The 26584-nt window shown below is 64.0% G+C and carries 25 protein-coding genes; 15 read left to right on the top strand and 10 right to left on the bottom strand.

The features are described from left to right. Positions 1-88: 88 nt before the first annotated feature. Both XH89_RS35590 and XH89_RS35595 read left to right on the top strand, forming a co-directional pair. A complete protein-coding gene (locus XH89_RS35590) occupies positions 89-1447 on the top strand; it encodes an aromatic ring-hydroxylating dioxygenase subunit alpha (RefSeq protein WP_194464930.1) in 1359 nt (452 codons plus the stop codon). Between the two features lie 127 nt (positions 1448-1574). Next, positions 1575-3011, top strand: coding sequence for a glutamine synthetase family protein (locus XH89_RS35595; RefSeq protein WP_194464931.1), 1437 nt, complete (start codon positions 1575-1577; stop codon positions 3009-3011). 121 nt (positions 3012-3132) lie between these two features. On the opposite strand, the gene XH89_RS35600 is transcribed toward XH89_RS35595, so the two are convergent. The 7 genes from XH89_RS35600 to XH89_RS35630 all read right to left on the bottom strand — a co-directional run bounded on the left by XH89_RS35600 (position 3133) and on the right by XH89_RS35630 (position 8459). Continuing rightward, complete coding sequence (locus XH89_RS35600) at positions 3133-3861, bottom strand: ABC transporter ATP-binding protein (RefSeq protein ID WP_246767699.1); 729 nt, start codon at positions 3859-3861, stop codon at positions 3133-3135. Continuing rightward, positions 3854-4621 carry an ABC transporter ATP-binding protein gene (locus XH89_RS35605; RefSeq protein ID WP_194464932.1) on the bottom strand — a complete coding sequence of 256 codons (768 nt, stop codon included), beginning with the start codon at positions 4619-4621 and terminating at the stop codon, positions 3854-3856. Before XH89_RS35605 ends, XH89_RS35600 begins: the two co-directional genes overlap by 8 nt. Further along, positions 4614-5558, bottom strand: a complete 945-nt coding sequence (locus XH89_RS35610) for a branched-chain amino acid ABC transporter permease (protein WP_194464933.1) — start codon at positions 5556-5558, stop codon at positions 4614-4616. Before XH89_RS35610 ends, XH89_RS35605 begins: the two co-directional genes overlap by 8 nt. After that, complete coding sequence (locus tag XH89_RS35615; protein ID WP_194464934.1) at positions 5555-6472, bottom strand: branched-chain amino acid ABC transporter permease; 918 nt, start codon at positions 6470-6472, stop codon at positions 5555-5557. Before XH89_RS35615 ends, XH89_RS35610 begins: the two co-directional genes overlap by 4 nt. A 295-nt stretch (positions 6473-6767) precedes the next feature. Further along, positions 6768-6986, bottom strand: a complete 219-nt coding sequence (locus tag XH89_RS35620) for a hypothetical protein (RefSeq protein ID WP_194464935.1) — start codon at positions 6984-6986, stop codon at positions 6768-6770. Positions 6987-6988: 2 nt separating this feature from the next. Continuing rightward, on the bottom strand, positions 6989-7648 hold the full coding sequence (locus XH89_RS35625; protein WP_194464936.1) for an acyl-homoserine-lactone synthase: 660 nt from the start codon (positions 7646-7648) through the stop codon (positions 6989-6991). A gap of 82 nt (positions 7649-7730) precedes the next feature. Then, positions 7731-8459 carry a LuxR family transcriptional regulator gene (locus XH89_RS35630; RefSeq protein ID WP_194464937.1) on the bottom strand — a complete coding sequence of 243 codons (729 nt, stop codon included), beginning with the start codon at positions 8457-8459 and terminating at the stop codon, positions 7731-7733. A 169-nt stretch (positions 8460-8628) separates the two neighbouring features. On the opposite strand from XH89_RS35630, the gene XH89_RS35635 reads away from it, so the two are divergent. From XH89_RS35635 to XH89_RS35680, 10 genes are all read left to right on the top strand, one after another. Next, entirely contained in the window at positions 8629-8805 is a 177-nt protein-coding gene (locus XH89_RS35635; RefSeq protein ID WP_194464938.1) for a hypothetical protein, read from the top strand. A 212-nt stretch (positions 8806-9017) separates the two neighbouring features. After that, on the top strand, positions 9018-9956 hold the full coding sequence (locus XH89_RS35640) for a LysR family transcriptional regulator (RefSeq protein ID WP_194468729.1): 939 nt from the start codon (positions 9018-9020) through the stop codon (positions 9954-9956). A gap of 142 nt (positions 9957-10098) precedes the next feature. After that, complete coding sequence (locus XH89_RS35645; protein ID WP_194464939.1) at positions 10099-10977, top strand: shikimate dehydrogenase; 879 nt, start codon at positions 10099-10101, stop codon at positions 10975-10977. A 55-nt stretch (positions 10978-11032) separates the two neighbouring features. Next, on the top strand, positions 11033-12163 hold the full coding sequence (locus XH89_RS35650; RefSeq protein ID WP_194464940.1) for an ABC transporter substrate-binding protein: 1131 nt from the start codon (positions 11033-11035) through the stop codon (positions 12161-12163). A gap of 77 nt (positions 12164-12240) precedes the next feature. Next, on the top strand, positions 12241-13116 hold the full coding sequence (locus XH89_RS35655) for a branched-chain amino acid ABC transporter permease (RefSeq protein WP_194464941.1): 876 nt from the start codon (positions 12241-12243) through the stop codon (positions 13114-13116). Then, positions 13113-14111, top strand: coding sequence for a branched-chain amino acid ABC transporter permease (locus tag XH89_RS35660; protein WP_194464942.1), 999 nt, complete (start codon positions 13113-13115; stop codon positions 14109-14111). The genes XH89_RS35655 and XH89_RS35660 overlap by 4 nt, the downstream gene beginning before the upstream one ends. Continuing rightward, positions 14108-14851, top strand: coding sequence for an ABC transporter ATP-binding protein (locus XH89_RS35665; RefSeq protein WP_194464943.1), 744 nt, complete (start codon positions 14108-14110; stop codon positions 14849-14851). Before XH89_RS35660 ends, XH89_RS35665 begins: the two co-directional genes overlap by 4 nt. A 12-nt stretch (positions 14852-14863) precedes the next feature. Continuing rightward, positions 14864-15601: an ABC transporter ATP-binding protein gene (locus tag XH89_RS35670; RefSeq protein WP_194464944.1), complete on the top strand. Its 738-nt coding sequence runs from the start codon at positions 14864-14866 to the stop codon at positions 15599-15601. Continuing rightward, positions 15598-16656, top strand: coding sequence for a Gfo/Idh/MocA family protein (locus XH89_RS35675; protein ID WP_194464945.1), 1059 nt, complete (start codon positions 15598-15600; stop codon positions 16654-16656). The genes XH89_RS35670 and XH89_RS35675 overlap by 4 nt, the downstream gene beginning before the upstream one ends. Then, positions 16653-18524 (top strand): bifunctional sugar phosphate isomerase/epimerase/4-hydroxyphenylpyruvate dioxygenase family protein, encoded by a 1872-nt coding sequence (locus XH89_RS35680; RefSeq protein ID WP_194464946.1) that lies wholly within the window; start codon positions 16653-16655, stop codon positions 18522-18524. Before XH89_RS35675 ends, XH89_RS35680 begins: the two co-directional genes overlap by 4 nt. A gap of 332 nt (positions 18525-18856) precedes the next feature. On the opposite strand, the gene XH89_RS35685 is transcribed toward XH89_RS35680, so the two are convergent. Continuing rightward, a complete protein-coding gene (locus tag XH89_RS35685) occupies positions 18857-20029 on the bottom strand; it encodes an ABC transporter substrate-binding protein (RefSeq protein ID WP_194464947.1) in 1173 nt (390 codons plus the stop codon). Positions 20030-20342: 313 nt separating this feature from the next. Between XH89_RS35685 and XH89_RS35690 the strand changes: the two genes are divergently transcribed. Continuing rightward, positions 20343-21605, top strand: a complete 1263-nt coding sequence (locus XH89_RS35690; protein WP_194464948.1) for an NAD(P)/FAD-dependent oxidoreductase — start codon at positions 20343-20345, stop codon at positions 21603-21605. Between the two features lie 172 nt (positions 21606-21777). Further along, complete coding sequence (locus XH89_RS35695; protein WP_246767700.1) at positions 21778-22575, top strand: SPFH domain-containing protein; 798 nt, start codon at positions 21778-21780, stop codon at positions 22573-22575. Positions 22576-22589: 14 nt separating this feature from the next. On the opposite strand, the gene XH89_RS35700 is transcribed toward XH89_RS35695, so the two are convergent. Continuing rightward, positions 22590-23798 carry a cytochrome P450 gene (locus tag XH89_RS35700; RefSeq protein WP_194464949.1) on the bottom strand — a complete coding sequence of 403 codons (1209 nt, stop codon included), beginning with the start codon at positions 23796-23798 and terminating at the stop codon, positions 22590-22592. Between the two features lie 83 nt (positions 23799-23881). On the opposite strand from XH89_RS35700, the gene XH89_RS35705 reads away from it, so the two are divergent. Beyond that, entirely contained in the window at positions 23882-24388 is a 507-nt protein-coding gene (locus XH89_RS35705) for a MarR family winged helix-turn-helix transcriptional regulator (RefSeq protein ID WP_194464950.1), read from the top strand. Between the two features lie 257 nt (positions 24389-24645). Here the strand turns inward: XH89_RS35705 and XH89_RS35710 are convergent, their stop codons facing one another. Further along, entirely contained in the window at positions 24646-26499 is a 1854-nt protein-coding gene (locus tag XH89_RS35710; protein WP_194464951.1) for a feruloyl-CoA synthase, read from the bottom strand. Positions 26500-26584: the final 85 nt, after the last annotated feature.

Consider the following 26584-nt stretch of genomic DNA (forward strand, 5'->3'; position numbering starts at 1 on the left):
GCTTGCTGCCGGTTCAAGGCATGTCATAATTCGCCCATTCGTTCAATAGGCGAACAAAACGCCCCTCCAAAAAAAAGACGCGACCGCCATGATGAGCCAGGAGCAGAACGACCTGATCACCCGCACCGGGCCGAAAGATCCCTGCGGCAAGCTGATGCGGAGCTACTGGCAGCCGGCGGCGCTGGTGGATGAGCTCGAAGGCGCGCGGCCGATCCGCCCCGTCAAATTGCTTGGCGAAAACCTGGTGCTGTTTCGTGACGAGACCGGGCGTTACGGCCTGATCGATCGCCGCTGCGCGCATCGCGGCGCCGACCTCGCCTTCGGCCGGCTCGAGCATGGAGGCCTGCGCTGCGCCTTCCACGGCTGGCTGTTCGACGCATCAGGCCAGTGCATCGAGACGCCGGCCGAGCCGAAGGATTCAAAGCTCTGCCAGAATATCCGTCAGCGCTCTTATCCTGTGGTCGAGAGGAGCGGCATCCTGTGGGCCTATCTCGGCGAAGGCGAGCCGCCGGCATTTCCGGAGATCGACTGCTTCATCGCACCGGGCACGCACACATTCGCCTTCAAGGGCCACATGGCCTGCAACTGGCTGCAGGCGCTCGAGGTCGGCATCGATCCCGCGCACGCCTCCTATCTGCATCGCTTCTTCGAGGACGAGGATACGTCGACCGCCTATGGCAAGCAGTTTCGCGGCGCCTCAGCCGGCTCTGACCTGCCGATGACGAAGATCCTGCGCGAATACGACCGTCCGATCATCAATGTCGAGCACACCGAATACGGCCTGCGGCTGATCGCGCTGCGCGAGATCGACGAGGAGCGGACGCATGTGCGCGTCACCAACCAGCTGTTCCCGCACGGCTTCGTCATCCCGATGAGCACGGAGATGACGATCACGCAGTGGCACGTCCCGGTCGATGACGAGAACTGCTACTGGTACGCGATCTTCACCAGCTATTCGAACCCGGTCGACAAGAAGAAGATGCGCGACCAGCGGCTCGAGCTCTATGAGCTGCCGGACTACGTCTCGCGCAAGAACAAAGCCAACGATTACGGCTTCGATCCGCACGAGCAGCAGACCGCGACCTATACCGGCATGGGCAACGACATCAACGTCCACGACCAATGGGCGGTGGAATCGATGGGCGCGATCCAGGACCGCACCAAGGAACATCTCGGCTCGAGCGACAAGGCGATCGTGCAATATCGTCGCCTGCTGCGGCAGGAGATCGAGAAGGTCCAGGGCGGCGAGAAGCCAATGCTGTTTCTGGACGAGGCCAATGCGCGCAGCATCCAGGGACCGGCGACCATGGACGGCATCGGGCCGACGCGGGGCTGGGAGACCTACTGGATGGAAGTCGACGTCAAGCGCCGCCGCGGCGCGCCGTGGACCGCGCCGGTGCCGAAAGAGATCGAAGGCAAGGTGCATCGGCTGACGGCCGCGGAGTGACGAGCGTGCACCGCTCCCGTAGGGTGGGCAAAGGCGCAAAGCGCCGTGCCCACCGTTTCTCCGTGATGGATACAGATCGTGGGCACACTGCGCTTTGCCCACCCTATGGCAGTGAGGGAGTAGCAACGTGACTTTCGTCGCGCGTCATGCGTTGTGGTCGGATGAGCAGAAGGACGCGGCCGCGCGCATGCGCCGTCTCGTCGAGGACAAGAACCTCGAAGTCATCCGCCTCGCCTTCCCCGACCAGCACGGCATCTTGCGCGGCAAGACCATCATCGCCACCGAAGCGATCGCTTCGCTGGAAAGCGGCTGCTCCATCACCACCACCATGCTGGCCAAGGACACCTCGCACCGCACGGTGTTTCCGGTGTTCACATCGGGCGGCGGCTTCGGCATGAAGGAGATGGAAGGCGCGGCCGACGTGCTGATGGTCGCCGATCCCACCACCTTTCGCATCTTGCCCTGGGCGCCGGCGACGGGGTGGGTGCTGTGCGATCTCCATTTCAATGATGGCCGCCCGGTGCCGTTCGCAACCCGCGGGCTCTATCGCAAAGTGCTGGACGAGCTCGGCCGCCGCGGCCACGATTTCGTCGCAGGGCTCGAAGTCGAATTCCACATCTTCAAGCTCGACGATCCGCATATGCGCGCCGAGGACGCGGGACAGCCGGGCACGCCGCCCTCGGTGAGCCTGCTCTCCCACGGCTATCAATACCTCACCGAGCAGCGTTTTGATCAGATGGAGCCGGTGCTGGAGATCCTGCGCCGCGACATCGTCGCGCTCGGACTGCCGCTGCGCTCCGTCGAGGTCGAGTTCGGGCCGAGCCAGTGCGAATTCACCTTCGCGCCCAGGAAGGGCCTGGAGGCCGCCGACAACATGGTGCTGTTTCGGAGCGCCGTGAAGCAGATCGCGCGCCGGCATGGCTACCACGCCACCTTCATGTGCCGGCCGAAGCTACCGAACCTGTTCGCCAGCGGCTGGCACCTGCATCAGTCGATCGTCTCGCGCGCGAGCGGCGAGAATCTGTTCATGGCGAAAGAAGCCGGCCAGCCGCTCAGCGATTTCGGCCGCTTCTACCTCGCCGGCCTGCTCGATCACGCCCGTGCCGCCACCGTGTTCACCACTCCGACCATCAACGGCTACAAGCGTTACCGCTCCTATTCGCTGGCACCCGACCGCGCGATCTGGGGCCGCGACAACAGAGGCGTGATGATCCGCGTGCTCGGCGGCGCGGGCGATGCCGCCTCGCGCCTGGAAAACCGCGTCGGCGAGCCTGCCGCCAATCCCTATCTCTACATGGCAGCCCAGATTCTCTCAGGGCTGGACGGCGTCGACCGCAAGCTCGATCCCGGCCCCTCCGCCGACACGCCCTACGAGACCAAGGCACCGCTGCTGCCGAAGAGCTTGCGCGATGCGGTCTCGGCGCTGAAGGACGATCCGTTCTTCCGCGAAAAATTCGGTGCGGAGTTCGTCGACTATTATACCCATATCAAGAACGCCGAAATCGACCGCTTCCTGGCCGAGGTGACCGACTGGGAGCATCGCGAATATTTCGAGATGTTTTGAGGGACACACGTCTATCCGCCGTCATTGCGAGGAGCGAAGCGACGAAGCAATCCAGAATCCCTCCGCGGAAAGACTCTGGATTGCTTCGCTTCGCTCGCAATGACGAGGATAGAGCGGGGGACTAGATCCCCAGATATTTATGCTGCAGATCCGGCTCGGCCATCAGCTCGTCCGATGTGCCGCTCCACACCGTCTTGCCGCGCTCGATGATGGTGTGACGGTCGCAGATGCGGGCGAGGTGGTCGACATTCTTGTCGACGACCAGGATCGACTGGCCCCGCTTCTTCAGCATCGACAGACAGGTCCAGATCTCCTCGCGGATCAGCGGCGCGAGGCCTTCGGTCGCCTCGTCCAGGATCAGGAGCTTCGGATTGGTCATCAGCGCGCGGCCGATCGCGAGCATCTGCTGCTCGCCGCCGGAGAGCTGGTTGCCCATGTTGGCGGCACGCTCGGCAAGCCGCGGAAACAGGGAGTAGATCGCAGCCAGTGTCCAGGGATTCGGGCTGCCGAAGCGATCGGCGGCGGCCGCGACGAGATTTTCGCGCACGGTGAGATTCGGAAAGATCTGGCGTCCCTCCGGCACAAGTCCGACGCCGAGCTTCGCGATTCGGTACGACGGCAATTGCCGCACCTCGGTGCCCGCGAAACGAATGCTGCCTGATCGCGCCGGCGTCAGGCCCATGATCGAGCGGATGGTCGTGGTCTTGCCCATGCCGTTGCGGCCCATCAGCGAGACCATCTCGCCCGGCTTGATGGACAGGGACAGGCCGAACAGCACCTGCGAAAGGCCGTAGCAGGTCTCGATGCCGTCGACGTCGAGCAGCGTGTCAGCCATCTTTTCGTCAGCCATGGCGGGTCACCACATGCTGGTCGCCGAGATAAGCGCGCTTGACGTCCTCGTTGGCGCGGATCGCGGCGGGATCGCCGGAAGCGATGACGCGGCCATAGACCAGCACCGAGATGCGGTCGGCCAGCGCGAACACCGCCGGCATGTCGTGCTCGACCAGCACGATCGAGACTTCCTTGCGCAGTTCCTGGAGCAGCTTCACCATGCCCTGGGATTCGGTGACGCCGAGACCGGCCATGGGCTCGTCGAGCAGCAATATCTTCGGCTTGCTGGCGAGCGCGACGGCAAGCTCGATCTGGCGCCGCTCGCCATGGCTCAGCTTCGACACCAGCACATCGGCGCGATGGGCGAGGCCAACGCGGTCGAGTGCGGCCTGCGCGGCATCGCGCAGGCCCTTCTCCTTGCGCGCATTGGCGAAGAAGCGGAACGAGGTGCCGGCATGCGCCTGCGCGGCCAGCGCAACATTGTCGGCGGCGGTGAAGTCGAGCAGCAGCGAGGTAATCTGGAACGAACGGGCGAGGCCCAGCGCGCAGCGGCGATAGGCCGGCAGGTAGGTGATGTCGCGACCCGCCAGCGAAACGTTGCCGGCATGCGGCGCGAGATGTCCGGTGAGCTGGCTGATCAGCGTGGTCTTGCCGGCGCCGTTCGGCCCGATGATGGCGTGCAGCTCGCCCGCCGCGACATCGAGCGAGACGTGATCGGTCGCGACGATGCCGCCGAAGCGGCGCACCAGCTTTTCGACGCGGAGCAGCGGTTCAGCCACGGCCGATCCTCCCGAGCAGGCCCATGATGCCGCCGCGGCCGAACAGTACGATCAACAGCAGCAGCGGGCCCATGATCAGCGCCCAATATTCGGTGATCTGCGACAGGAACTCTTCCAGCAGCAGATAGACCACCGAACCCATCACGGGGCCGAACAGCGTGCCCATGCCGCCCAGGATCACCATCACCATGAGATCGCCGGAGCGGGTCCAGTACATGACAGCGGGGCTGACGAAATCGGTGTTGTTCGCGAGCAGCGCGCCGGCGAGGCCGCACATCGTCCCTGAGATGACGAAGCAGACCAGCTGGTAACGCTTGGCGGGGAATCCGATCGCCTGCATGCGCTGCTCGTTGGAGCGCAGGCCCTGTACCACGAGACCGAAGCGCGAATTGACGATGCGCCAGATCAGAAAGATCACGCCGAGCAGACAGCCGAGACAGAGGTAGTAGAACTGCGTGCGGTTCGACAGGTTGATCAGCCCGGAGAAGTCGCTGCGCTTGTAGACGGTGAGCCCGTCATCGCCGCCATAGCGCGCGAGGCCCGAGGCGACGTAGTAGGCCATCTGCGCAAACGCCAGCGTGATCATGATGAAATAGACGCCGCGGGTGCGCAGTGACAGCGCGCCGATCACCAGCGCATAGGTCGCCGAGGCCGCCAGCGCGACCGGAAACTGGATCCAGCCGGAACCGATACCTTCCTGCGCAAGCATGCCGACGGCATAGCCGCCGATGCCGAGATAGGCGGCGTGGCCAAAGCTCATCATGCCACCGAAGCCCATGATGAGGTTGAGGCTGGCGGCCGCCAGCGCCAGGATGACGATGCGGGTGAACAGCGTCAGGATGAAGATGTTGCCGGACAGATAGGAATAGAGCGGCAGCAGCACGAGGCCCGCCAGCATCAGGGCCGTGACGGCCTTGCTCACGTTCAGACTCTTCATCGACGGTTGGCCGGAAACAGCCCCTCCGGCCGCACCACCAGCACGATTGCCATCAGAAGATAGATCAGCATCGAGGACAGCGCGGGCGCGGCGGTCGAGGCAGCGGCGCCGCTCAGCACCTGCCGGAGCAGATTGGGCAGGAAGGCGCGGCCCAGCGTATCGATCATCCCGACGAAGATCGCGGCGAGGAATGCACCGCGAATCGAGCCGATGCCGCCGATCACGATGATGACGAAGGCGAGGATTAGGATGTTCTCGCCCATGCCGATCTGCACGGTGAGGATCGGCGCCTGCATCAGGCCGGCGAGGCCGGCGAGCGCGGCGCCCAAGCCGAACACCAGCGTGTAAAGCAACTTGATGTTGATGCCGAGCGCGCCGATCATCTCGCGGTTGGAGGCGCCAGCGCGGATCAGCATGCCGATGCGGGTGCGCATTACGCCAAGATAGAGCAAGAGCGCCACCAGCAGCGCCACGATGATGATCGCCAGGCGATAGGCGGGATAATGGATGCCAGGCAGGATCGGCACCGGCACGGTGAGCCAGCCCGGCAGCGGCAGCGCGAGACCGGCCGGCCCCCAGATCAGGCGCACGGCTTCGTTGAAGAACAGGATCAGGCCGAAGGTCGCGAGCACGTGGTCGAGATGGTCGCGGCCGTAAAGATGCCGTAGCGCGCTCATCTCCAGCACGATGCCGAGCACGAGCGTCGCACCGAGCGCCAGCAGCGCCCCGAGCAGGAAGCTGCCGGTCCACGCCGCGAAGGTGGCGGCGAAATAGGCGCCCATCATGTAGAGCGAGCCGTGCGCGAGGTTGACGAGATCCATGATCCCGAACACCAGCGTCAGGCCGGCGGCGAGCAGGAACAGCAGCAGGCCGAACTGCAATCCGTTCAGGAACTGTTCGACGACGAGCAGCATCAGAACTCTCTCAGGCGCACGCGGACACGCGCCGATGTTCGAACACAGTCGCCATCAGTCAAAGAGCTCCCCTGCCTCTCCTCAAGGCGGAAAAATGGGTAATGGCAGTATCGTTCCGAGGCAAGAGTGATTCCACACCAGACATGCACTTTGTTGCATGCCGATGCATGCGATCAGGCTGGGCCCAGCAAGAAGCGCCCGCAAGATGCGGCAACCTGCCCCACGCAAACGGTTCACCCTCCCCCCGTTGCCGGGGAGAGGGTGCACGCGAGGGGCAAATGAACGATGGGCAGGCCTAGTGCGACGTGACCCGGCGGAGCAGATCATCCGGCTCATTGAGTTCGCTGTTGGCCGTGGAGGCCTCCAGCGCCGCCATCCGGAACAGGTAGGCCAGCGTCGCCAGCCCGGTATCTTCGGCCATCTGCGCCAGTTCGAGCGCCATGTCGGACATGTAGCCCAGATTCTCGTCCTTCGTTTGCGCCATAATCTGGCTATCTCGCATCATGTTCGACATTCTCAGGCGCTCTTTCGTTGCGCGGCGGTGCGGCCGCAGAGGTTGGCACGGGCGACTGCGTCCAGGCGCGGCCCATCCTGTTGCACGACGGAAGCCATGCCGATGCGATCATGCAAGCCATCGACCGTCTCCTGGCGAACGTCGATGGTCGCCGCCATGGTCCAAGCGTTCTCCACCAGAGCAGGAAGGCCAAGCGGGGTCACCACAAAGCCGGCCTCGTGGAAGCGCGGCAACCACCAGGTTTCCATGATCGCGCTGACCTGCGCGATGCCCTGGCCGAGGCAGAATTCCTGCACGGCCGCCATCAGTTGCAGGTTGAGGGTACCGTCGCGACGGTCGCGTACGACGAAATAGCGCGACCACTCCCAGACCAGCGGATTCGAGGGGCAGCCACGCACTGCTGCGAGATGCGGGAAGACCTCGCTCATCATCGAAGGCTTGGTCGTCGGATAAAGCCGGTGGCCGCCAACGACGCGGCGCCCCTCCAGCGCGAGCAGATACACCGTGTCCTCGTTGTCGTAGGAATCGATCTCGCGGCGATCCGGCTTGCGGAGCGTCTCCCATCGCCGTTCTTCGACGAATATGTCGTGGCGCAGCCGGAAATGCTGCTCGAGTACGTCCTCGTAAAGGTGTCGGTTTAGCGAGGAAATTGCGTGGATCATGAAATCCCCCATCCAGCTTCAATGGGGGTAACCTCCGCGAAAAAACGCGGAGACGGTATTGGGAAATTTCCCAGTACGTCGCTTAAGGATTGATGATCTTGTGACGAATCGCGAGCGCAACCGCATGCGTACGGTTGACGGCACCGAGCTTGCGCGCAGCAGTTGCAAGATGCTCCTCGGCGGTACGCTGCGTGATATGCAGGATCTCGCCGATCTCCCAGGCCGACTTGCCCTGTGACGCCCACGCGATCACTTCGCGCTCTCGCGGGGTGAGGCGCGTCGATTGCCGCGGCGCCGGATCGAGCAGACGACGAATGTGGTCGAAGCCGTACATCGCCATCAGATGCAGAGCCGGCTTGCTGCGAGCATTGAGATCAAGATGGACGCCGCCGAGTGACACCGCGGCCTCATAGCCGGTGAGCCCGTGGATGGGCACGATGAAGCCGCGCGACATCCGAAAATCGGTGGCGCGGTTCATCACCTCGGCGGCATCGGGCTCGCGTTCGGCATCATATGGCGCTTCCGACCATTCGAACGGGTTGACCGACAGCCGGCACAGCCTCACCACCGGATCGGCGCGGTCGTAGTTGTTCTGTGTATAGAGACTGAACCACCCTGCCGGCCAGCGCTTGGCAAGCACCATCTGCGCAAATCGCTGATCGGGATTCGGCAGGCCTGTCACGATGATGGTTTCGAAGCCGAAGCGACCGAATGCCATCTCGAGCGCGTCCATGGCGTCCGGGACCTTCTCATAGGTTCCCAGCCCCTCGATAAAATCCAGCGCTTCGCGGCCATAATCGACGGCGGACATCGGTGCGTTTTCCTGCCCCTCGCCGCTTCCGTATAGCACGTCTTGGAGCGCCGCCTCAATTCATCGCGCCCGTAATTTACCGGTGTGGCGCTGGCACCGAAGATTTAATCTACTTGTGGAGGAAGTGGCGTGCCGTTACATCCAAGGCGTCTAAAGCGAGACCACCACGATGGAAGACGAGAACATCGCCCTCAACAGCGTGCTCGGCCTGGAATTGAACCGCGTGTTTTTCGCCGTCCGCGAGACGGCAAACAAGCAGAAGATCATCGAGTTCGCGCGAGACGTGCTGCAAAGCGAACGTCCCAAGCTCGTCGACAGCGCCTCGCCGGAAAAGCCCGCGAGCTAGCACGGAGGTCGCAGCAGATCGCGCCGGTTCAGCCGATCGCGCGACGATGCCCTTCGATGCGGGCGCTGGACTTTCTCGAAACAGCGTAACTGCGAAGTTACCCGTCCTTCCCCACTCCCATTAAAGCTCCACTTCCCGCTGGATGACATCCCGGCTGTCGTGAGATGATCGCCGCCACGATCTCTTTCGGATGCCAGGGACTTCTCAAGACCATGATGACGCTGCGCCAGGTTGAAGTGATCCGTGCCGTGATGGTGACGGGCACCATCGGCGGTGCGGCGAAGCTGCTGAACGTCTCGGCGCCGGGGATCAGCCGGCTGGTCAAATATACCGAGCGCTCCCTCGGTATCCGCTTCTTCCAGCGCCAGAACGGCCGCTACTTCCCGACGCCGGAAGCCGAGAACATTTTCGAACAGATCAACGGCGTCTACAAAAAGGTCGATGACCTCTCCGAGATCATCTCCAAGATCGGTCGCGGCGGCTTGTCGGAGCTCCGCATCGGCTCGGTGCCGAGCATCTCGCAGGTGATGGTGCCGCGTGCGATCGAGCGCGTCCGCCGCCGCTACCCCGATCTCGGCATCGACATCAACATCCTCAAGCTCGAGGAAGCCATCGACTACCTCCTGCTCGGCCGCGGCGAGTGCGTGGCGATGAGCTACCGGCTCGAGCATTCCGGGCTCGACTTCATGCCGCTGGCCTCGGGCGAGCTCTATTGCATCGTGCCGCCGGGCCATGAGCTTGCCGGCCGCAAGCAGGTCTCCGCCGCCGAGATCACCCGCTACCCGTTGATCGGCATCGATCCCAACGATCCCTACGGCCGGATCATGGCCGAGATGTTCGCGCGCCATAAGCTCGACTACAACATCACCATCCGCGCGCGCTTCGGCACCACGGTCTGCGCGCTGGTGAAGGCGGGGCTTGGCATCGCCATCATCGACCAGTTCACGGTGGCCCATGGCGGCTATCCCGGCATCGAGCTCATCAAGATCACCGAGCCGACGCGGTTCGATACCTATATCGCGGTCAAGCGCGGTGCGCCGCTGTCGCTCCACGTCGAGTATTTCATCGAATCCCTGCGCGCCGAGATGCGCGCGGTCGAGCCGTCCCGCGGCAACGGCAAGGCCGCCCCGGCACGCGGGCGGAAGAAATAACATGATGTTAGGTTTGCCGGACAAAAGGGTAATTGTGTTAGGCAGGGGAAAGATTATCGTCGCGGCTGAAGCCCCTTGGAATTGGGCGGATTTCGCCGCTAATGGCCGGGACCGAACGCCCCCAACGAGACGATAGCGAACCATGTCGAAGCGCGGATACGCCGCCAGCAAAAAGCTCCTCACCGGCCTGATCGGGGCGCCGATCGCGCATTCCGCATCCCCCGCCATGCATGAGCGCGCCGCCGAGGCGCTTGGCCTGCGCGGCCATTACCAGCTCATCGAGGTCGCCGGCGCTGATACGACCGGGCTCAGCATGATGCTCGAGGGCGTGCGGCGGCTCGGCTTTGCCGGTGTCAACGTCACCTTCCCTTATAAGGAGGCGGTGGTGCCGCTGCTCGACGAGCTGGCACCGGCTGCGGCGACCATGGCGGCCGTCAATACCGTCGTCGTGAGGGACGGCCGGCTGATCGGCCACAACACCGACACGACGGGCTTTGCGCGCGCCGTCGCGCCGCTGCTGGCTTCGTCCGGAAATGCGGTGGCGGTCATCGGCACCGGCGGCGTCGGCAAGGCGATCGCCTTTGCACTGGCGAGCCTGAAAGTGACGGACCTCCGGATCTTCGACAGCGAGCCGGCGCGGGCCGAGAAGCTCGCCGCGCTGCTGGCCAAGCACGGTGGTGCACGGGTCGCCCGAAGTGTCGAGGAGGCGCTTGATGGCGCAACCGGCCTCGTCAACGGCACACCCGTCGGCATGCTGCCGAACCGGGACACGCCGGTCCCCCCGGCGCTGCTGCGCGAAAATATGTGGGTCGCCGACGCCGTTTACTCACCGCTGATCACGCCGCTGCTGGCAGCCGCACAGGCCAAGGGCGCACGGATCATGACCGGGCGGGAGCTTGCGATCTATCAGGCCGCCGACGCCTTCGAACTGTTCACCGGCCTTGCCCCATCGACGGAAGTCATGGGAGAGGCTTTTGACGCCGTGATGGCCGCGCGCAGCGCCGCCTATCAGGCAGCTTGAGGCAAAGCGGCCGGACACAAGGCCGCTTGCAAAATTGAAACGGGAGGAGAGGACGATGAAATCAACGCTACTGGTGGGCGCGCTGCTCACCGCAATCACGACCACGAGCGCCTTCGCACAGGCCATCAAGCTTGCCGATGTCGCCGAGCTTTCGGGCGGCGGCGCCACCGTCGGCACCAACTGGAAGAACGGCATCGATCTCGCGATCGAGGAGATCAACGCCAAGGGCGGCGTGCTCGGCCACAAGCTCGAGGTCACCCATGCCGACTCACAGTCGAACCCGGGCGTGGCGCGCGCGCAGGTGCAGAAGGCGCTCGACGCCGAACCCTATGTGCTGCTCGGACCCGGCTATTCCGGCTCGGTCAAGGTCACGGCGCCGCTCGCGGCCGAAGCCGGCATTACCCAGATCATGGGCGGCGAAGCCGCCGAACTGACACAAGCCGGCAACAAGTTCCTGTTCCGGACCTCATTCGGCCAGCAATCCTCGATGCCGAAGGTCGCAAAGTACATTCACGACGACATGAAGGCGAAATCGGTCGCAGTGGTCTGGGTCAACAACGACTTTGGCCGCGGCGGACGCGACGTCGTGACCAAGGAGCTTGAGCGACTCGGCTCCAAGGTCGTCGCCGATCTCTCCACCGAAGCGGGCCAGGCCGATTTCGCCGCCGACGTCGGCAAGATCAAGGCCGCCAATCCCGACGCCGTGTTCGTCTACCTCAATGAAGAAGAGAGCGCGCGCATCCTGAAGGAGTTGAAGCGCCAGGGCGTCACCGCGCCGCTGATGGGCGAGACCACGCTGATCGGCCAGAAGGTGATCGAGCTCGCGGGCGACGCCGCCAACGGCGCCCGCGGCCATGTCGGCCTCACCACGGATGCGCCGGTCGAGTTGATCAAGGGTTTCCGCGACCGCTTCTCGAAGAAGTACAATTACGTCCCTGACCATAACGGCCTGAAGGGCTACCTCGCTGTCTACATGGTGAAGGCCACCACCGAGAAGATGGGCAAGGTCGATTCCAAAGCGTTCGCCGACACGTTGCACGGCCTGACGATCAAGGCCTCCGAGGAGCCGGGAATTCTGATGGACGTCACCTTCGATGCGAACGGCGACATCGATCGCCAGAGCTTCCTGGTCGAGGTGGTCGACGGCAAGCAGGTGGTGAAGCAGGTGTTGCCTAAACTGAAGTGAGGCTCTCTTCCTCCCTCTCCCCGTAAGAACGGGGAGAGGGAGACGACAGAGGGAAGACGGAGCGACGAGAGGGGAAAATGTCCAATCTGTTCGATCTCCTGGTCGCGGGCCTCGCCACTGGCGCGATCTACGCGCTGGTTGCGGTCGGCTTCACGCTGCTGTGGCAGACCTCGCAGACCATCAATTTCGCGCAAGGCGAGTTCGTGATGCTGCCGGCGTTCTTGATGCTGGCGGCGATGCATGTCGGCGCGCCGTTCTGGCTCGCGATCATCCTCGGCATCCTGCTCTCGATGATCCTGCTGGGCCTCGCCTTCAAGATGTTGCTGGTCGATCCGATGATGCGCCACGGCGTGCTGCCGCTGGCGATCGCGACCATGGCGCTCGCCATCGGCATCAAGGAAGCCGTCAAACAGTTCTTCAGCGCGGAGGCTTCGCCCTTCCCGTCGATCGTGCCGACCGGTGACATCTCCGTCCTCGGCCACGCCGTCTCGCTGCAAAGCATCGGCGTCCTCGTCGTCGCGATCCTGGCTGTCTTCGGCCTGACCACCCTGCTCAATCGCACCTCGCTCGGCCACCAGATGCAGGCGGCCGCCCAGAACCCGACGGTTGCGCGCATCATCGGCGTGCCGGTCGAGCGCATGATCCTGCTGACCTTCCTGATCAACGCCTTCCTGGTGGCGCTGGCCTCGCTCCTGATCACGCCGATTTATCTGGCCAAGTTTTCAAGCGGTGAAGTGCTGGGCCAGGCCGCCTTCATCGCCGCGATCGTCGGCGGCTTCAATCAGGTGCGGGGCGCCATCGCCGGCGGCCTCTTGATCGGCGTGCTCGACAATCTCGCGGCCGCCTATGTCTCGACGCAGTACCGCGCCGCCGTACCCATGATCTTCCTGATCGCCGTCATCCTGTTTCGGCCGCAAGGACTGCTCGGCCGCGCCGAGGAGCGCACGGTATGAGCGGCTACGCCAAACCCCTGAAGATCGCGCTCGGCCTCATCGTCATCGCCGGCCTGATCGTCGTTCCCATGAACTTCAACCGCTACGGCCTGTTCATCCTGAGCCAATGGGCGGTGATGACCATCGCGGCGATGGGCCTCAACCTCACGCTTGGCTATGCCGGCCAGGTCTCGCTGGCACAGGGCGCCTTCGTTGGCATCGGCGCCTATGCAGCGGCGATCATGACGACCCATGGTTGGCCGCTGCCGGCGGCAATTGCAGTCGCGATCGTGCTGAGCTTCGGCGTCGGCTGGGTGCTTGGCTATCCCGCGCTACGCGTGCAGCACCATTACCTCGCCTTTGTGACGCTTGCCTTCTCCACCCTCGCCTTCCTGGTGTTCCGCAACGAGAGCTGGCTCACCGGCGGTATCTACGGCATCTCCGGCATTCCGCGGCCGCACATCTTCGGCGTCGCGACCAACAAGCCGCTGCCGTTCTACTATGTCTGCCTCGGCTCGCTTGCGATCGTCTCGCTGGCGGTGTGGTGGCTGATCCGCTCGCCCTGGGGCCGCGCCTTCATGGCCCTGCGCGAGAATCCCCTGCGCGCGCAATCGCTCGGCATCGATACCCGCCGCTACACGCTGATGGCGTTCGCGATCGGCTCGGCGCTCGGCGGCATCGCCGGCGCACTCTATGCGCCGCTGACGCAGTATATCGATCCCGTTCCGTTCAACCTGTCGCTCTCGCTCGATCTCTTGATGATGGTGATCGTCGGCGGCGCCGGTTTCTATTTCGGTCCGTTGCTCGGCGCGATGATCGCGGTGCTGCTGCCGGAATGGCTGCGCTTCACCGAAGGTTATTATCTGATGCTCTACGCAATCGCGGTGATGGCACTGCTGATCTGGTCGCCGACGGGCATTCTGGGAATTCTCGACCGCTACTTGGCCGCGCGGCGCACGAAAGCGGCTTCTGCGCTGCGTGCCGTCGCAAAGTCGCGCCTGGAGACGGTGCAATGAGCGCGGTCCTCGAAGTCTCCGACATCAAGAAGAGCTTTGGCGGCATCCACGCCGTCAACGGCGTCAGCTTCGACGTGCGCGAGGGCGAGATCCTCGGCTTGATCGGCCCGAACGGCTGTGGCAAGTCGACCTTGTTCAACTGCATCCTCGGTCAGCTCACGCCATCGGGCGGCGAGGTCAAGCTCGACGGCAAGGTGGTCACGGGCCTGCGCCCCTCCGAGCTCAACAAGCTCGGCGTCAGTCGCACCTTCCAGCTCCTGCAGGTGTTTCCAAAGCTTTCGGTGCGCGAGAACCTGATCCTCGCGGGCCAGGAGCACCAGGGCAACATGGCCTCGCGCCTGGTCGGCCGCTCCGATGCCGGACTGACCGACGCCGCCAACCAGATGATCGGCTTCTTCAAGCTCGATCATCTCGCATCCGAACCCGCCGGCGGCCTCTCCTACGGCCAGCAAAAGCTGCTCGATGCCGCCATGGCCTTCATGGGCGGCCCGCGTCTGGTGCTGCTCGATGAGCCCGCCGGTGGCGTCAATCCATCAATGCTTGCGGACCTCAAGGACCGGCTGGTCGCGATCAACCGCGAGAAGAACGCCACCTTCGTCGTAATCGAGCACAACATGGAGTTCGTGATGTCGCTGTGCTCGCGCGTGATGGTGATGGCGGAAGGCAAGGTGCTGGCAATGGGACGACCGGACGAAGTCCGGAAGAACCCGGCCGTGATCGAAGCCTATCTAGGACATTAGGGAGCGCGAGCCATGAGCGACCCGATCCTTTCGGTTCACAATCTCGTCGGCGGCTACGGCAAGATGACGATCCTGAACGGCACCACATTCTCGGTGCCGCCCGCGACGATCACCACCATCATCGGGCCGAACGGCGCCGGCAAATCCACCGTGTTCAAGGCGATCTTCGGCCTGCTCAAGCTGCGCGAGGGCAAGATCAGCTTTGCCGGGCGCGACGTCACCAATTTGAGCCAGCGCGCGCTGCTCAATGCCGGCATCTGCTACGTGCCGCAGGGCCGCAACATTTTTCCGGAGCTTTCAGTCCGCAGCAATATCGAGCTTGGCGGAGTCTCGGCCGGGAAAGCCATCGATCTGCCGACACGGATCGAAGCCGCACTCGACCTGTTCCCAGCGCTGCGGCGTAAATCGACCCAGCAGGCCTCGACCTTGTCCGGCGGCGAGCAGAAGCAACTCGAGATCGCGCGCTCGCTGCTGCTCGAACCGAAACTGGTGCTGATCGACGAGCCCTCGATAGGCCTGTCGCCACTGATGGTGCAGCAGACCTTCGACATCCTCAAATCCTTGCGCGACCGCGGCGTCACCATCCTGATGATCGAGCAGAACGCGCGCTCGGCGCTGGAGATCTCCGACATCGGCATCGTGCTCGAACTCGGCCAGACCCGCATGGTCGACAAGGCCGAGCGCATCCTGAACGATCCCCGGATCGGCCAGCTCTTCCTCGGCGGCGCGATGGAGGAGAGCGCGGCATGAGCGCGAAGATGCGCATCGCCGTTGCCGGGGCCGGCCTGATCGGCCGCCGCCATGTCGAACTGATCGAGGCTTCGCCGGACTGCGTGCTCGCGGGCATCGCTGACCCCTCCTCCACCGCGAAAGAGTTTGCGCAAGCGCGCAACGCGCCCTGGCATGCGGATCACCGCGCGCTGCTGCAGCGGGAAAAGCCGGACGGCTTGATCATCGCCTCGCCGAATGCACTGCATCTCCAGATGGGGCTCGACTGCGCCGAAGCCCGCGTGCCTGCGCTAATCGAGAAGCCGGTGACTGACACCGTCGCAGCCGCGCAGCGGCTGTGCGCGGCAATCAAGCGATCTGGCGTGCCGATGCTGGTCGGCCATCACCGCCGTCACAATCCGATCATCAAGGCCGCGCGCGAGACTGTCGCGACCGGCCGGCTCGGCCAGCTCACCGCAATCGTCGGATTGTGGCTGCTGAAGAAGCCCGACGACTATTTCGACGTGGCGTGGCGGCGTGAGCACGGCGGCGGCCCGCTGCTCATCAATCTCATCCACGACATCGACAATCTGCGCTTCATCTGCGGCGAGATCGTCGAGGTGCAGGCGATGATCTCGAACCAAGTGCGCGGCTTCGCCGTCGAAGATACCGCCGTGCTCCTCCTGCGCTTCGCCGATGGCGCGCTGGGAACAGTCACCGTGTCCGACGCAACGCCAGCACCGTGGAGCTGGGAGCTTACCTCCGGCGAGAACGTCGCGTATCCCAAGCAAGACCAGCCCTGTTACATCTTCTCCGGCACCGAGGGCTCGTTGTCCGTGCCTGATATGGAACATTGGTCCTACACGCAACAACCCGGCTGGTATGCGCCGCTGTCGCGCGAGACCATCGCGCCTGCGGCCTTCGATCCGCTGGCCGAGCAGCTCCGTCATTTCTGCGCGGTGATCGCGGGCCGAGAACAACCGCTGATCTCGGTCGAAGATGCGATGGGCACGCTCGCGGTCGTCGAAGCCGTCAGCGAGGCCGCGCGCACGGGCCAGAAAATATCGCCGGGCCACATCATGGAGCAGGCAGCATGAACAAGCGCTCGATCGCAACCGTTTCCCTTTCAGGTGCGCTGGACGAAAAGCTCCGTGCCATCGCGGCCGCCGGATTCGACGAGGTCGAAATCTTCGAGAACGATCTGCTGTCGTTCGGCTCGGGCCCACGCGACATCGCAAGGCTCTGCCGCGATCTCAATCTGAAGATTTGCGCGTACCAGCCGTTCCGCGATTTCGAGGGTATGCCGGAGCCGCAGCGCACGCGCAACTTCGCCCGCGCCGAACGCAAGTTCGACCTGATGCAGGAGCTCGGTACCGATCTCTTGCTGATCTGCTCCAACGTCTCGCCCGCCTCGCTCGGCGGCATCGACCGCGCCGCGGACGATTTTCGCGAGCTCGGCGACCGCGCCGCCAAGCGCGGCCTGCGTGTTGGCTATGAAGCGTTGGCCTGGGGCCGGCACGTCAACGACTATCGGGATGCCTGGGAGATCGTGCGCCGCGCCGATCATCCCGCGATCGGCGTCATCCTCGACTCTTTTCACGCGCTGGCGCCGGGCTTCCCGACCCGCGCGATGGCTTCGATCCCCGGCGACAAGATCTTTCTGGTGCAACTCGCCGATGCGCCAAAGCTTGAGCTCGACATTCTGTCGTGGAGCCGGCACTTCCGCTCCTTCCCGGGCCAGGGCGATCTGCCGGTCGGCGAATTCATGCAGGCGATCGCTGCGACCGGCTACTCCGGACCGTGGTCGCTCGAAATCTTCAACGACCAATTCCGCGCCGGCTCGGCAGTGCAGACCGCGGTCGACGGCCTGCGCTCGCTGATCATGTTGCAGGACCACCTCGCCCCGGACTGGCCAAAGCTCGTCGGCGAACCCCTGGCGCCGAAGCCCAGGAGCAGCGGCACCGGCTTCATCGAATTCGCAGTCAACGAGACCAAGGCCGGCGAGCTCGCGCATCTGTTTTCGCAGCTCGGCTTCCGCAAGACGGGCAAGCATCGCAGCAAGGCGGTGGAACGCTGGTCGCAAGGCAAGGTCGAGCTCGTGATCAACTCCGAGACCGACGGCTTTGCGCATTCGCACTATGTCACCCACGGTCCCGGCGTCTGCGCCATCGCGCTCAATGTCGACAATGCCGGTCTTGCCATGCAGCGGGCCGAAACGCTGAAGGCGCGCACGTTCTACCAGCCGGTCGGACCTGGCGAGCTGGAGATCCCCGCGATCCACGGTGTCGGCGGCAGTCTTCTTTATTTCCTCGACCAGGCCGGCAAGAACTGGGACACGGATTTCGCGCCTGTCGCGAGCGATGCGAGCGCCGATGCCCTGATCGCAGTCGACCACATCGCACAGTCGATGCCCTATGACGAAATGCTGTCCTGGCTGCTGTTCTACACCGGTATCCTCGACCTGAAGCGGCTGCCGCAGATGGAGATCGCCGATCCCAGAGGCCTCGTGCAGAGCCAGGCCCTCATCAACGGCGACCAGAGCCTGCGCTTCGTCGTCAACGGCTCCTCCGCCAACCGTACGTTGCCCGCCCGCTTCATCTCGGAGTTTTTCGGCTCAGGCGTGCAGCACGTCGCCTTTGCGTGCGAGGACATCTTTGCGACCGTCGCCGCGATGCGCGCCCGCGGCGCCGGCTTCCTGGATATCCCTGACAACTACTACGACGACATCGAAGCCAAATACGACCTCGCCCCCGATGTCATGGCCAAGCTCCGCGCCAACCACATCCTCTACGACCGCGAGGGCGATGGCGAATTCTTCCAGGTCTACACCCACATTTTCGATGAGCGCTTCTTCTTCGAGATCATCGAGCGGCGGAGCTATCAGGGATTTGGTGCGCCCAACGCCGGCATCAGGCTCGCCGCGCAGGCGCGCGAGGTGCGGCCTGCGAGCATGCCGCGTGTGTGAGGCCTCTTACCCTCTCCCTTGCAGACTCTTCGCCTCTCCCCGCCTGCGGGGAGAGGCCGACGCTCGCCCGGCGATGCGAAGCATCGTCCGAAGCGCGGCGGGTGAGGGGGACTCTCCACGAGTCGTATGACAATCAGGAGGAACGCCTTCTCAACACGTCATTGCGAGCGCAGCGAAGCAATCCAGAATCCCTCCGCGGAAAGACTCTGGATTGCTTCGCTGCGCTCGCAATGACGGCGTGGGGATTATTGAAGAATTCGGCCAACTCCGCCCCCGCGGAGCCTCCCCTCACCCCCACCCTCTCCCCGCAAGCGGGGAGAGGGGGAGAACCCTTACTTCATCGGGCACTTGTCGTGGAAACGGTCCTGATCATTGGTGACGATGGTGGCGACGGTCTTCAGCGAAAGCTCACCGCCGGCGCCCTTCACCACGTCCTGCAGATAGAAGTTCTGGATCGGAATGTGGTTGTTGCCGTATTTGAACGCGCCGCGCAGCGACTTGAAGTCGGCCTTTTCCATTGCAGCCTTCATCGCATCCTTCTTGGACGTATCGCCGCCGACGGCGACCACCGCGCTGTTGATGAGCTGCGCCGCGTCATAGGCCTGCGCGCCGTAATAGGTCGGGCGGAGACCCGTGTACTTCTTGCGATAGTCGGCAACGAAGCGCTTGTTCTGCTCGTTGGGAAGATCGTTGACCCACTCCTGCGCGCCGGGAACGCCGAGCGCGTTCTCCTTCTGGAGCGGCAGCGACAACTCATCGATGGTGAAGGCGGTGTAGAGCGGCATCGTGCTCTTTAGGCCAGCCTGCGCATATTGATTGAGGAACTGCACGCCGGCGGCACCCGGATAGAACACGAAGATCGATTCGGCCCCGGAGGCGCGCGCCTTGGAGAGCTCGGCGGAGAAATCGAGCTGGCTCGGCCAGACCGTATATTCTTCGCCCTTGATCTCGCCCTTGAACGTGCTCTTCAGGCCCGCGAGCATATCCTTGCCGGCGGCGTAGTTCGGGCCGATCAGGAACACGCTCTTGACGGCGTTCGCGTTCATGTAGAGGCCGACGGCGGCCGGCGTCTGGTCGTTCTGCCAGGAGGTCGAGAACACGTAAGGGCTGCACAGCTCGCCCGCGAGCTGCGAGGGACCGGCATTGGCGGAGATCATGAAGGTCTGCGAGTCCACCGCGGTCTTGAGCGAGGCGAGCAGCACGTTCGACCAGATATAGCCGGCGAGGAAATCGACCTTGTCGGACTGCACCAGCTTCTCGGTCTTCTGCTTGCCGACATCAGGCTTCTGGCCGTCGTCCTCGTAGATCACCTCGACCGGCTTGCCGCCCATCTTGCGCCCGAGATGATCAAGCGCCAGCTCGAACGAATTGCGCATGTCGTTGCCGATCACGGCGGTCGGGCCGCTGAAGGTCGAGACGAAACCGATCTTGATGGTGTCGCCGGCCAATGCCGGATTTGCCAGAACCAGCGCCGCTGCGCCCGCCAGCCAGAATGCCGTCCTCATAACTCACTCCCCTCCTTAATTATTGATCCCGGAACGGGGTGATCGCCGCCTCGGGTCAGTCTCTATTGAACGCAAAATCCGTCGCGCCGCCAATGGCTCAGCGCCCGCTCCTGCACCATATTTCGCCCCAAATGGGGATGGCAAGAAATATAATTCTACTCACTTCGGCCGAGGCCGGTCCGAGGCTGCGGCGCTTTTTCGCGCGGAATATCGATACGCTTGGCCTATTCCATCATTGATGACGGCTATTGGACCACGGCACCCAATCGGCACTTAAATGAGTGAGAGCAGCAGCGAGATTCGAGGGTGCATCATGGCCGCAACTCCCCATCGCGTCGTCATCGTCGGGGCCGGCTTCGGCGGGCTGGAGACGACCTATCGGCTTGCCGGCGCGCCGGTGGAGATCACGCTGATCGACCGCCGCAACCATCATCTGTTTCAACCGCTACTCTATCAGGTCGCGACCGCCTCGCTCGCGACCAGCGAGATCGCCTGGCCGGTGCGGCACCTGATGCGCGACAGGCGCGAGGTGACGACACTGTTTGCGACGGTGAGCGGCGTCGATGCCGCGCGCCGATGTGTGTTGATCGACGACGGCAGCGAGGTGCCCTACGACACGCTGGTGCTCGCCACCGGCGCACGTCACGCCTATTTCGGCCATGACGAGTGGGAGACGTGGGCGCCCGGACTGAAGACGCTGGAGGACGCGACCACGTTGCGACGTCACATCCTCGTGGCGTTCGAGCGTGCCGAACGCGAGACGGATCCGGCGAAGCGCGCGGCGCGGCTCACTTTCGTCATCGTCGGCGCAGGTCCCACCGGCGTCGAGCTCGCCGGCACCATCGCCGAGATGGCACATCACACCCTGCCGGCAGATTTCCGCAACATCGACACCCACAAGGCGCGCGTCGTGCTGATCGAGGCGGGCCCGCGCGTGCTCGCGGGCTTTCCCGACGACCTCTCGGCCTATGCGCAGGCCTCGCTGGAAAAGATCGGTGTCGAAGTCGTGCTCGGGCAGGCCGTCACCGAGATCAACCGCGAAGGTGTGGTGTTCGGCGGCAAGCTGCTCGAGGCCAAGACACGAATCTGGGCCGCCGGAGTCCGTGCTTCGCCCGCCGCCGAATGGCTGGGCGCACCAAGCGATCGCGCCGGGCGGGTGCAAGTTGCTGACGATCTCACCATCCCCGGCCATCCCGAAATCTTCGCGATCGGTGACACCGTGAGCATCAACGCCTGGGACGGCAAGCCGGTGCCGGGCATCGCACCCGCCGCCAAGCAGCAGGGCCGCCATGTCGCGGAAACCATCAAGGCACGGTTGCGCGGCGAGACAAAGGGCGCGTTCCGTTACAAGCACGCCGGCAGTCTCGCCCAGATCGGCAAGCGGCTCGCGGTGATCGATTTCGGCAAGGTCAAGCTGCGCGGCACCATCGCGTGGTGGATCTGGGGCATCGCCCACATCTACTTCCTGATCGGCCTGCGCCACCGTCTCAGCGTGGCCCTGAGCTGGCTGTGGATCTATGCCCGTGACCAGCGCGCGGCGCGGTTGATCACGCAGGGCAGCAGCAAGGTGGTATAGGCCTCTTCTCCTCGTGGGACGAGACAAGAGGCACCGCCTCGATCGCGGCCCTGTGATGCGACCGTCAAGTGGTTAACGACGAAAAATATCCCCGACGCCAAGCAGTCAGTGGCCTTGAAAGCCGGGAGCGCTGTCACTTAATCCGCCGCTCAATAATTAACAGGAGGCATCCATGTTCATCATGGAGCTTGTCGCCACGCATCCTTATCTGACCATCATCGTTCTTGTAGTTCTCGCCTATTTGATCTTAAGCGTCCGCGTTGCCAACCAATACGAACGCAGCGTCGTGTTCCGGCTTGGTAAATTCAACCGCACAGCCGGCCCCGGCCTGTACCTGGTCTGGCAGTTCCTCGAATGGCAGACCAAGCTCGATTTGCGCACCATCACCGCGAATGTCGAGCAGCAGGAAGGCATCACACGCGACAACGTGCCGATCAAGGTCGACGCCGTGGTGTGGTATCGCATCGTTGATCCCGAGCTTGCGGTCATGGAAGTCAAGGCAGTCTCCAACGCGGTCGTGCAAGTCTCGCTCACGACGCTACGCGCGGTGCTTGGGCAGCATACGCTCGATGAAATCCTGAAAGCGCAGGACACCATCGCCGAGGTCATGCAGAAGGCAATCGATACGACCACTGAGCCCTGGGGCGTCAAGGTCGAGCTGGTACAGATGAAGAGTGTCGAGATTCCGCCAAGCATGCAGCGCGCGCTCGCCCAGGAGGCGGAGGCGCTCCGCGAAAAGCGCGCCCGCCTGATCAAGGCTGAGGCCGAGCTCGACGCCGCCGAGCAGCTGCGCCAGGCCGCCGAAGTGATCATGCAGAACCCCGCCGGCCTCGAGCTCCGCCGCATGCAGATGATCACCGAAGTCGGCGCCGAGCAGAACACCATGACGCTCGTGATGATGCCGAGCGAGTTCGTCTCGATGGCACGAGGGATTTCAGATGCAGCAAAAGCGATGGCCGCGAAAGGATGAGATTGCCGGCCGCCTCAGGCCGGCGTGACGGTCACAGGCAGGCTGTCGAGCCCGCGCAGCGTGTTGTTGAAGCGGCGCTTCGGCTCGCCCGTGATCTCGATGCTGGCGACCCGGCGAGCCAGCGCCGAGAGTATCGTCTCGCCCTCGAGCCGCGCCACGAGCTGGCCGACGCACATATGGATACCGGAGCCGTAGCCGACATGGCCGGAGGTGCGGCGGGTGATGTCGTAACTGTCAGGCTTGTCCCATCGGCGCGGATCGCGATTGGCGGCGGCAAGGAACATCAGCACCTTCTCGCCTTCGCCGATGGTCGCGCCGGACAGTTCGACCTCGCACGCGGTGGTGCGGAAGAAGGTCTGCACAGGGCTCTCGAACCGCACGGCCTCTTCGAACGCGTTGCGCGCCAGAGTCGTATCGCCGCGCAACCTGGCGAACTGGTCCGGAAACCGCGCCAGGCAATAGACCGCCGCACCGATGCCGTTGACGGTGGTATCGAGCCCCGCCGACAGCAGCGAACGCACGAGCAGCGGCGCCTCGGCGGCGGTGATCTCGCCAGCATCGGCGTGCGCATGAATACAGGCGCCGAAACCGCCCGGCGCAAGGTTCTCGCGCTGGCATTGCTCGGCGACATAGGCCTGATGCGGCGCCGAGCTCTCGAGCGCCTGCTGGCGCAACCTGTTCGGTGGGCCGAAAGCGTTGAACGCGACGCTCGCGTAGGGCAACAGATGCTCGCGACCTTCGGCCTTCAGGCCAAGCGCATCGGGAAAGATCGACAGAGGATAGGCCTCGGCAAGATCCGTGATGGCATCGAAGCTGCGCCGGTCGAGCAGAACGTCGACGCACGCTTCGGCGGCGGCAGCAAAGCGGTCACGGACCTGCTTCAAGGCGGTGGGCGACAGCACCTTCGACAGCACGGCTCGCGTGCGGGTGTGCGCGGGAGGATCGGCCTCCAGGATCAGGCTCGGCGACCGCCACGGTGCCTCCTTCTTGAAATCGGAGAGGCCGACCCCGCGGCTGGAGCAGAACGCCACGGGATCGTTCAGAACCGCATGAACCTCCGCGTAGCGCGCCACACCATAGACGTTCCACTTGTCGAGATAGACGACCGGGCCCGTCTCCCGCAGCAGCTCATGCGTGGGATAAGGGTCGGCGAAGAAGCTCATGCCGAAGGGATCGACGTCGAGATGCGGGACGCCAGATACGGTCGAGCCGGGTGCGCTCATGGAGATCCTCCCTCATTTTGATCTTGTGAAAGCCCGGCGCATGCCCTTAGGTCTTGGAACCCGTCGCGAGTCAGAATCCGGATATGCCTGCGCCTTCGACCAGATCCCGCCAAAAGCCTGCGTCCGCTGAGACCGGACCGACGCTCGATCTCGATCGCTACGTCCCGGCCTTCATCACCTTCATCGCCAACAAGCTCTCCAACAGCGCGAACGCGTTCTATCAGCGGCAATTCGGCGTCAACGTCACGGAATGGCGGATCATGTCGCTGCTGGCGATCGAGCCGGGCATTCCGGCCTCGCGCATCTGCCACGTCATCGGCTTCGACAAGGGCCCGGTGAGCCGGACGCTCGCCGGCCTCGAGAAACGCGGGCACGTGTCGATCCGCACCGATCCGAACGACGGCCGCACCCATTCGATCTCGCTGACGGCGAAGGGCCGCGCCACCCATGACAAGGTGATCGTCGCGGCGCTCGATCGCGAGCGGCGGCTGGTGTCGTGTCTGTCGAAGGATGAGCGCGAGATACTGATCGATTTGTTGCGCCGGCTGCACGAGAACCTCGGCGCGGTGACCGGTGGCGCAGATACCTGACGGGTCGCGCGCCGAGCGCGCGTGCCCGTCGTTTCCAGGTATGCGCCGGCATTTGCCCGCGACACCCATTCTGCCGCGCATCGTTTCCTCCGGTCCGACGCGGCGGTTTCTCCACCGTCATCCCCACCTGGAAACGGTTCGCACAAATTAGTTGCTTCGGCAACAAAATAATCGTGCAGAATCTTGCGGCAGAATGGCTGGCCTATTTGGGAGCTATTTCACTCGGCGACCTCGGGAAAGGCATACAGCAGCGTGGATTAGTTGCAGCCGATCCACTCGGTTGACGCATCATCATTCAGCCGCTCCACGGCGTCGGCGCGCCGCGTCAGCACCGCGCGCTGGTTGATATAGCCTTTGTCGGTGATCTCGCCGCCATCGACCGACGGCGGTTCGGCAAGCAGCAGGGCGCGCGTGGCGTGGCCCGACGAGTTGCCGGCCTGCTGCGCGAGCTTGGCGAGGCCCTGTGCGATCGCGGTCCTCACCTTGTCATGGGCCAGCACTTCGTCCGTAGCCGCCGTCTCGGGCAGACCGGCATGCATGCGGCACGCGGCGATGTTCGGGAACACCAGGAAGCGCACCTCGTCACCACCATGACCAGTGACGACGATATCCTGCGCAAGCGGCGCCAGCGCGGCGATGCCGGCGATGCGTAGCGTGCCGACGCTGACCCAGGTGCCGGAATTCAGCTTGAAATCTTCGGCGACGCGGCCATCGAAGAACAGGCCGCGCTCGGGCCGATTGACATCGGCAAGCTTCACCGCGTCGCCGATCAGATAGAATCCCTCCTCGTCAAAGGCCTGCTTCGTCAGTTCCGGCGCCTTCCAATAGCCCGGCGTGACATTCGGACCACGCACGCGCACCTCCAGCTTGTCGCCGGCGCTGACGAGCTTCAGCTCGGTTCCCGGGATCGGCACGCCGATATTGCCGGAGCGCTCGGCGAGGAAATGGCAGTCGGTCGCCAGCGGCGAGGTCTCGGTCGAGCCCCAGGCCGAGACCATCGGCAACGCATGGCCGACGGTTTCGATCGAGAGCTGCGCGAGCGCATCCCACAGATTCTGCGGCAAGGCTGCACCGGCGTAGAAGGCGAATTTCACCTCGCTGAAGAAGCGCCGGCGTAATTCCTCGTCGTCGCGGAGTGCCGCGATCAGCATGTCAAAGCCGCGCGGCACGTTGAAATAGACCGTCGGCATCACGCTTTTGAGATTGGCGAGCGAAGTCGCGAACAGGCCAGGCGCCGGCTTGCCGCCGTCGATATAGAGCGAGCCGCCGTTACGCAGCACGAGGTTGAAATTGTGGTTGGCGCCGAAGGTGTGGCTCCAGGGCAGCCAGTCGAGAATGACGAGATCGCTGCCGGCTTGTTCGAGGAAGGTCCAGGTCTGCGCCTTGGCCTGCTGGCTCGAGGTGAGCATGCGATGGGTGTTGATGACCGCCTTGGGCGTGCCGGTCGAGCCCGAGGTGAAGAGGAATTTTGCAATCGTATCCGGGGTCACCGCGGCGAAAGCCTTTGCGGTCCCGGACGTCTCCGGCGTCGTCGCAATGGCATCGAACGCGAGCGCATCGGCATCATCGGCATGGCCGCTGATGATCTGCGCCTGGTGCATCGGCTTGATCGCGGCTAGCGCTGCTGCAAACGGCTTTGTCGCGGAGACGTAGATCGCACCGGGCTGAAGCAGCGCGATCATGCTCTTGAGTTTTTCGAAATCCTTGGACATCAGCGAATAAGCAGGCGAGATCGCGGCAGAGGGCACGCCGACATGCTGCGCGGCAAGCGCGAGCAATGCATGATCGATGCTGTTGTCGGAGAGGATCGCGAGCGGACGCTCGATGCTCAGTCCCTGTGCCAGGATCCAGGACGCTGCGCCACGCACCTGCTGCAGCGCTTGCGCATAGGTCACCGTGGTCCAGGGCGCATCGGCGTTGGCGCGTTCGGCGAGGAAGACCGTGCCCGGCGTCCGCCGAGCCCATTGCTCCAGCCAGTCGCCGACGCAGCGCGCGCTCTCGCGAAGAGGCTCGGGCGAACGCAGCACGATGCTGCCATCGGCGCGACGTTCGACGACGGTCCTGGGTGTTGCAAACAGGCTTGCAGCATCACCGCGTGTGGCGGGTGTCATGTTTTCCTCCTCCGCCCGGAACCCGATCGGACGCAGCCTCGTTCTTGGGGCCGCCTTGGTCATAATGTTTGGCATGACGATTGTT

The sequence above is a fragment of the Bradyrhizobium sp. CCBAU 53340 genome (assembly GCF_015291645.1).
Lineage (GTDB): Bacteria > Pseudomonadota > Alphaproteobacteria > Rhizobiales > Xanthobacteraceae > Bradyrhizobium.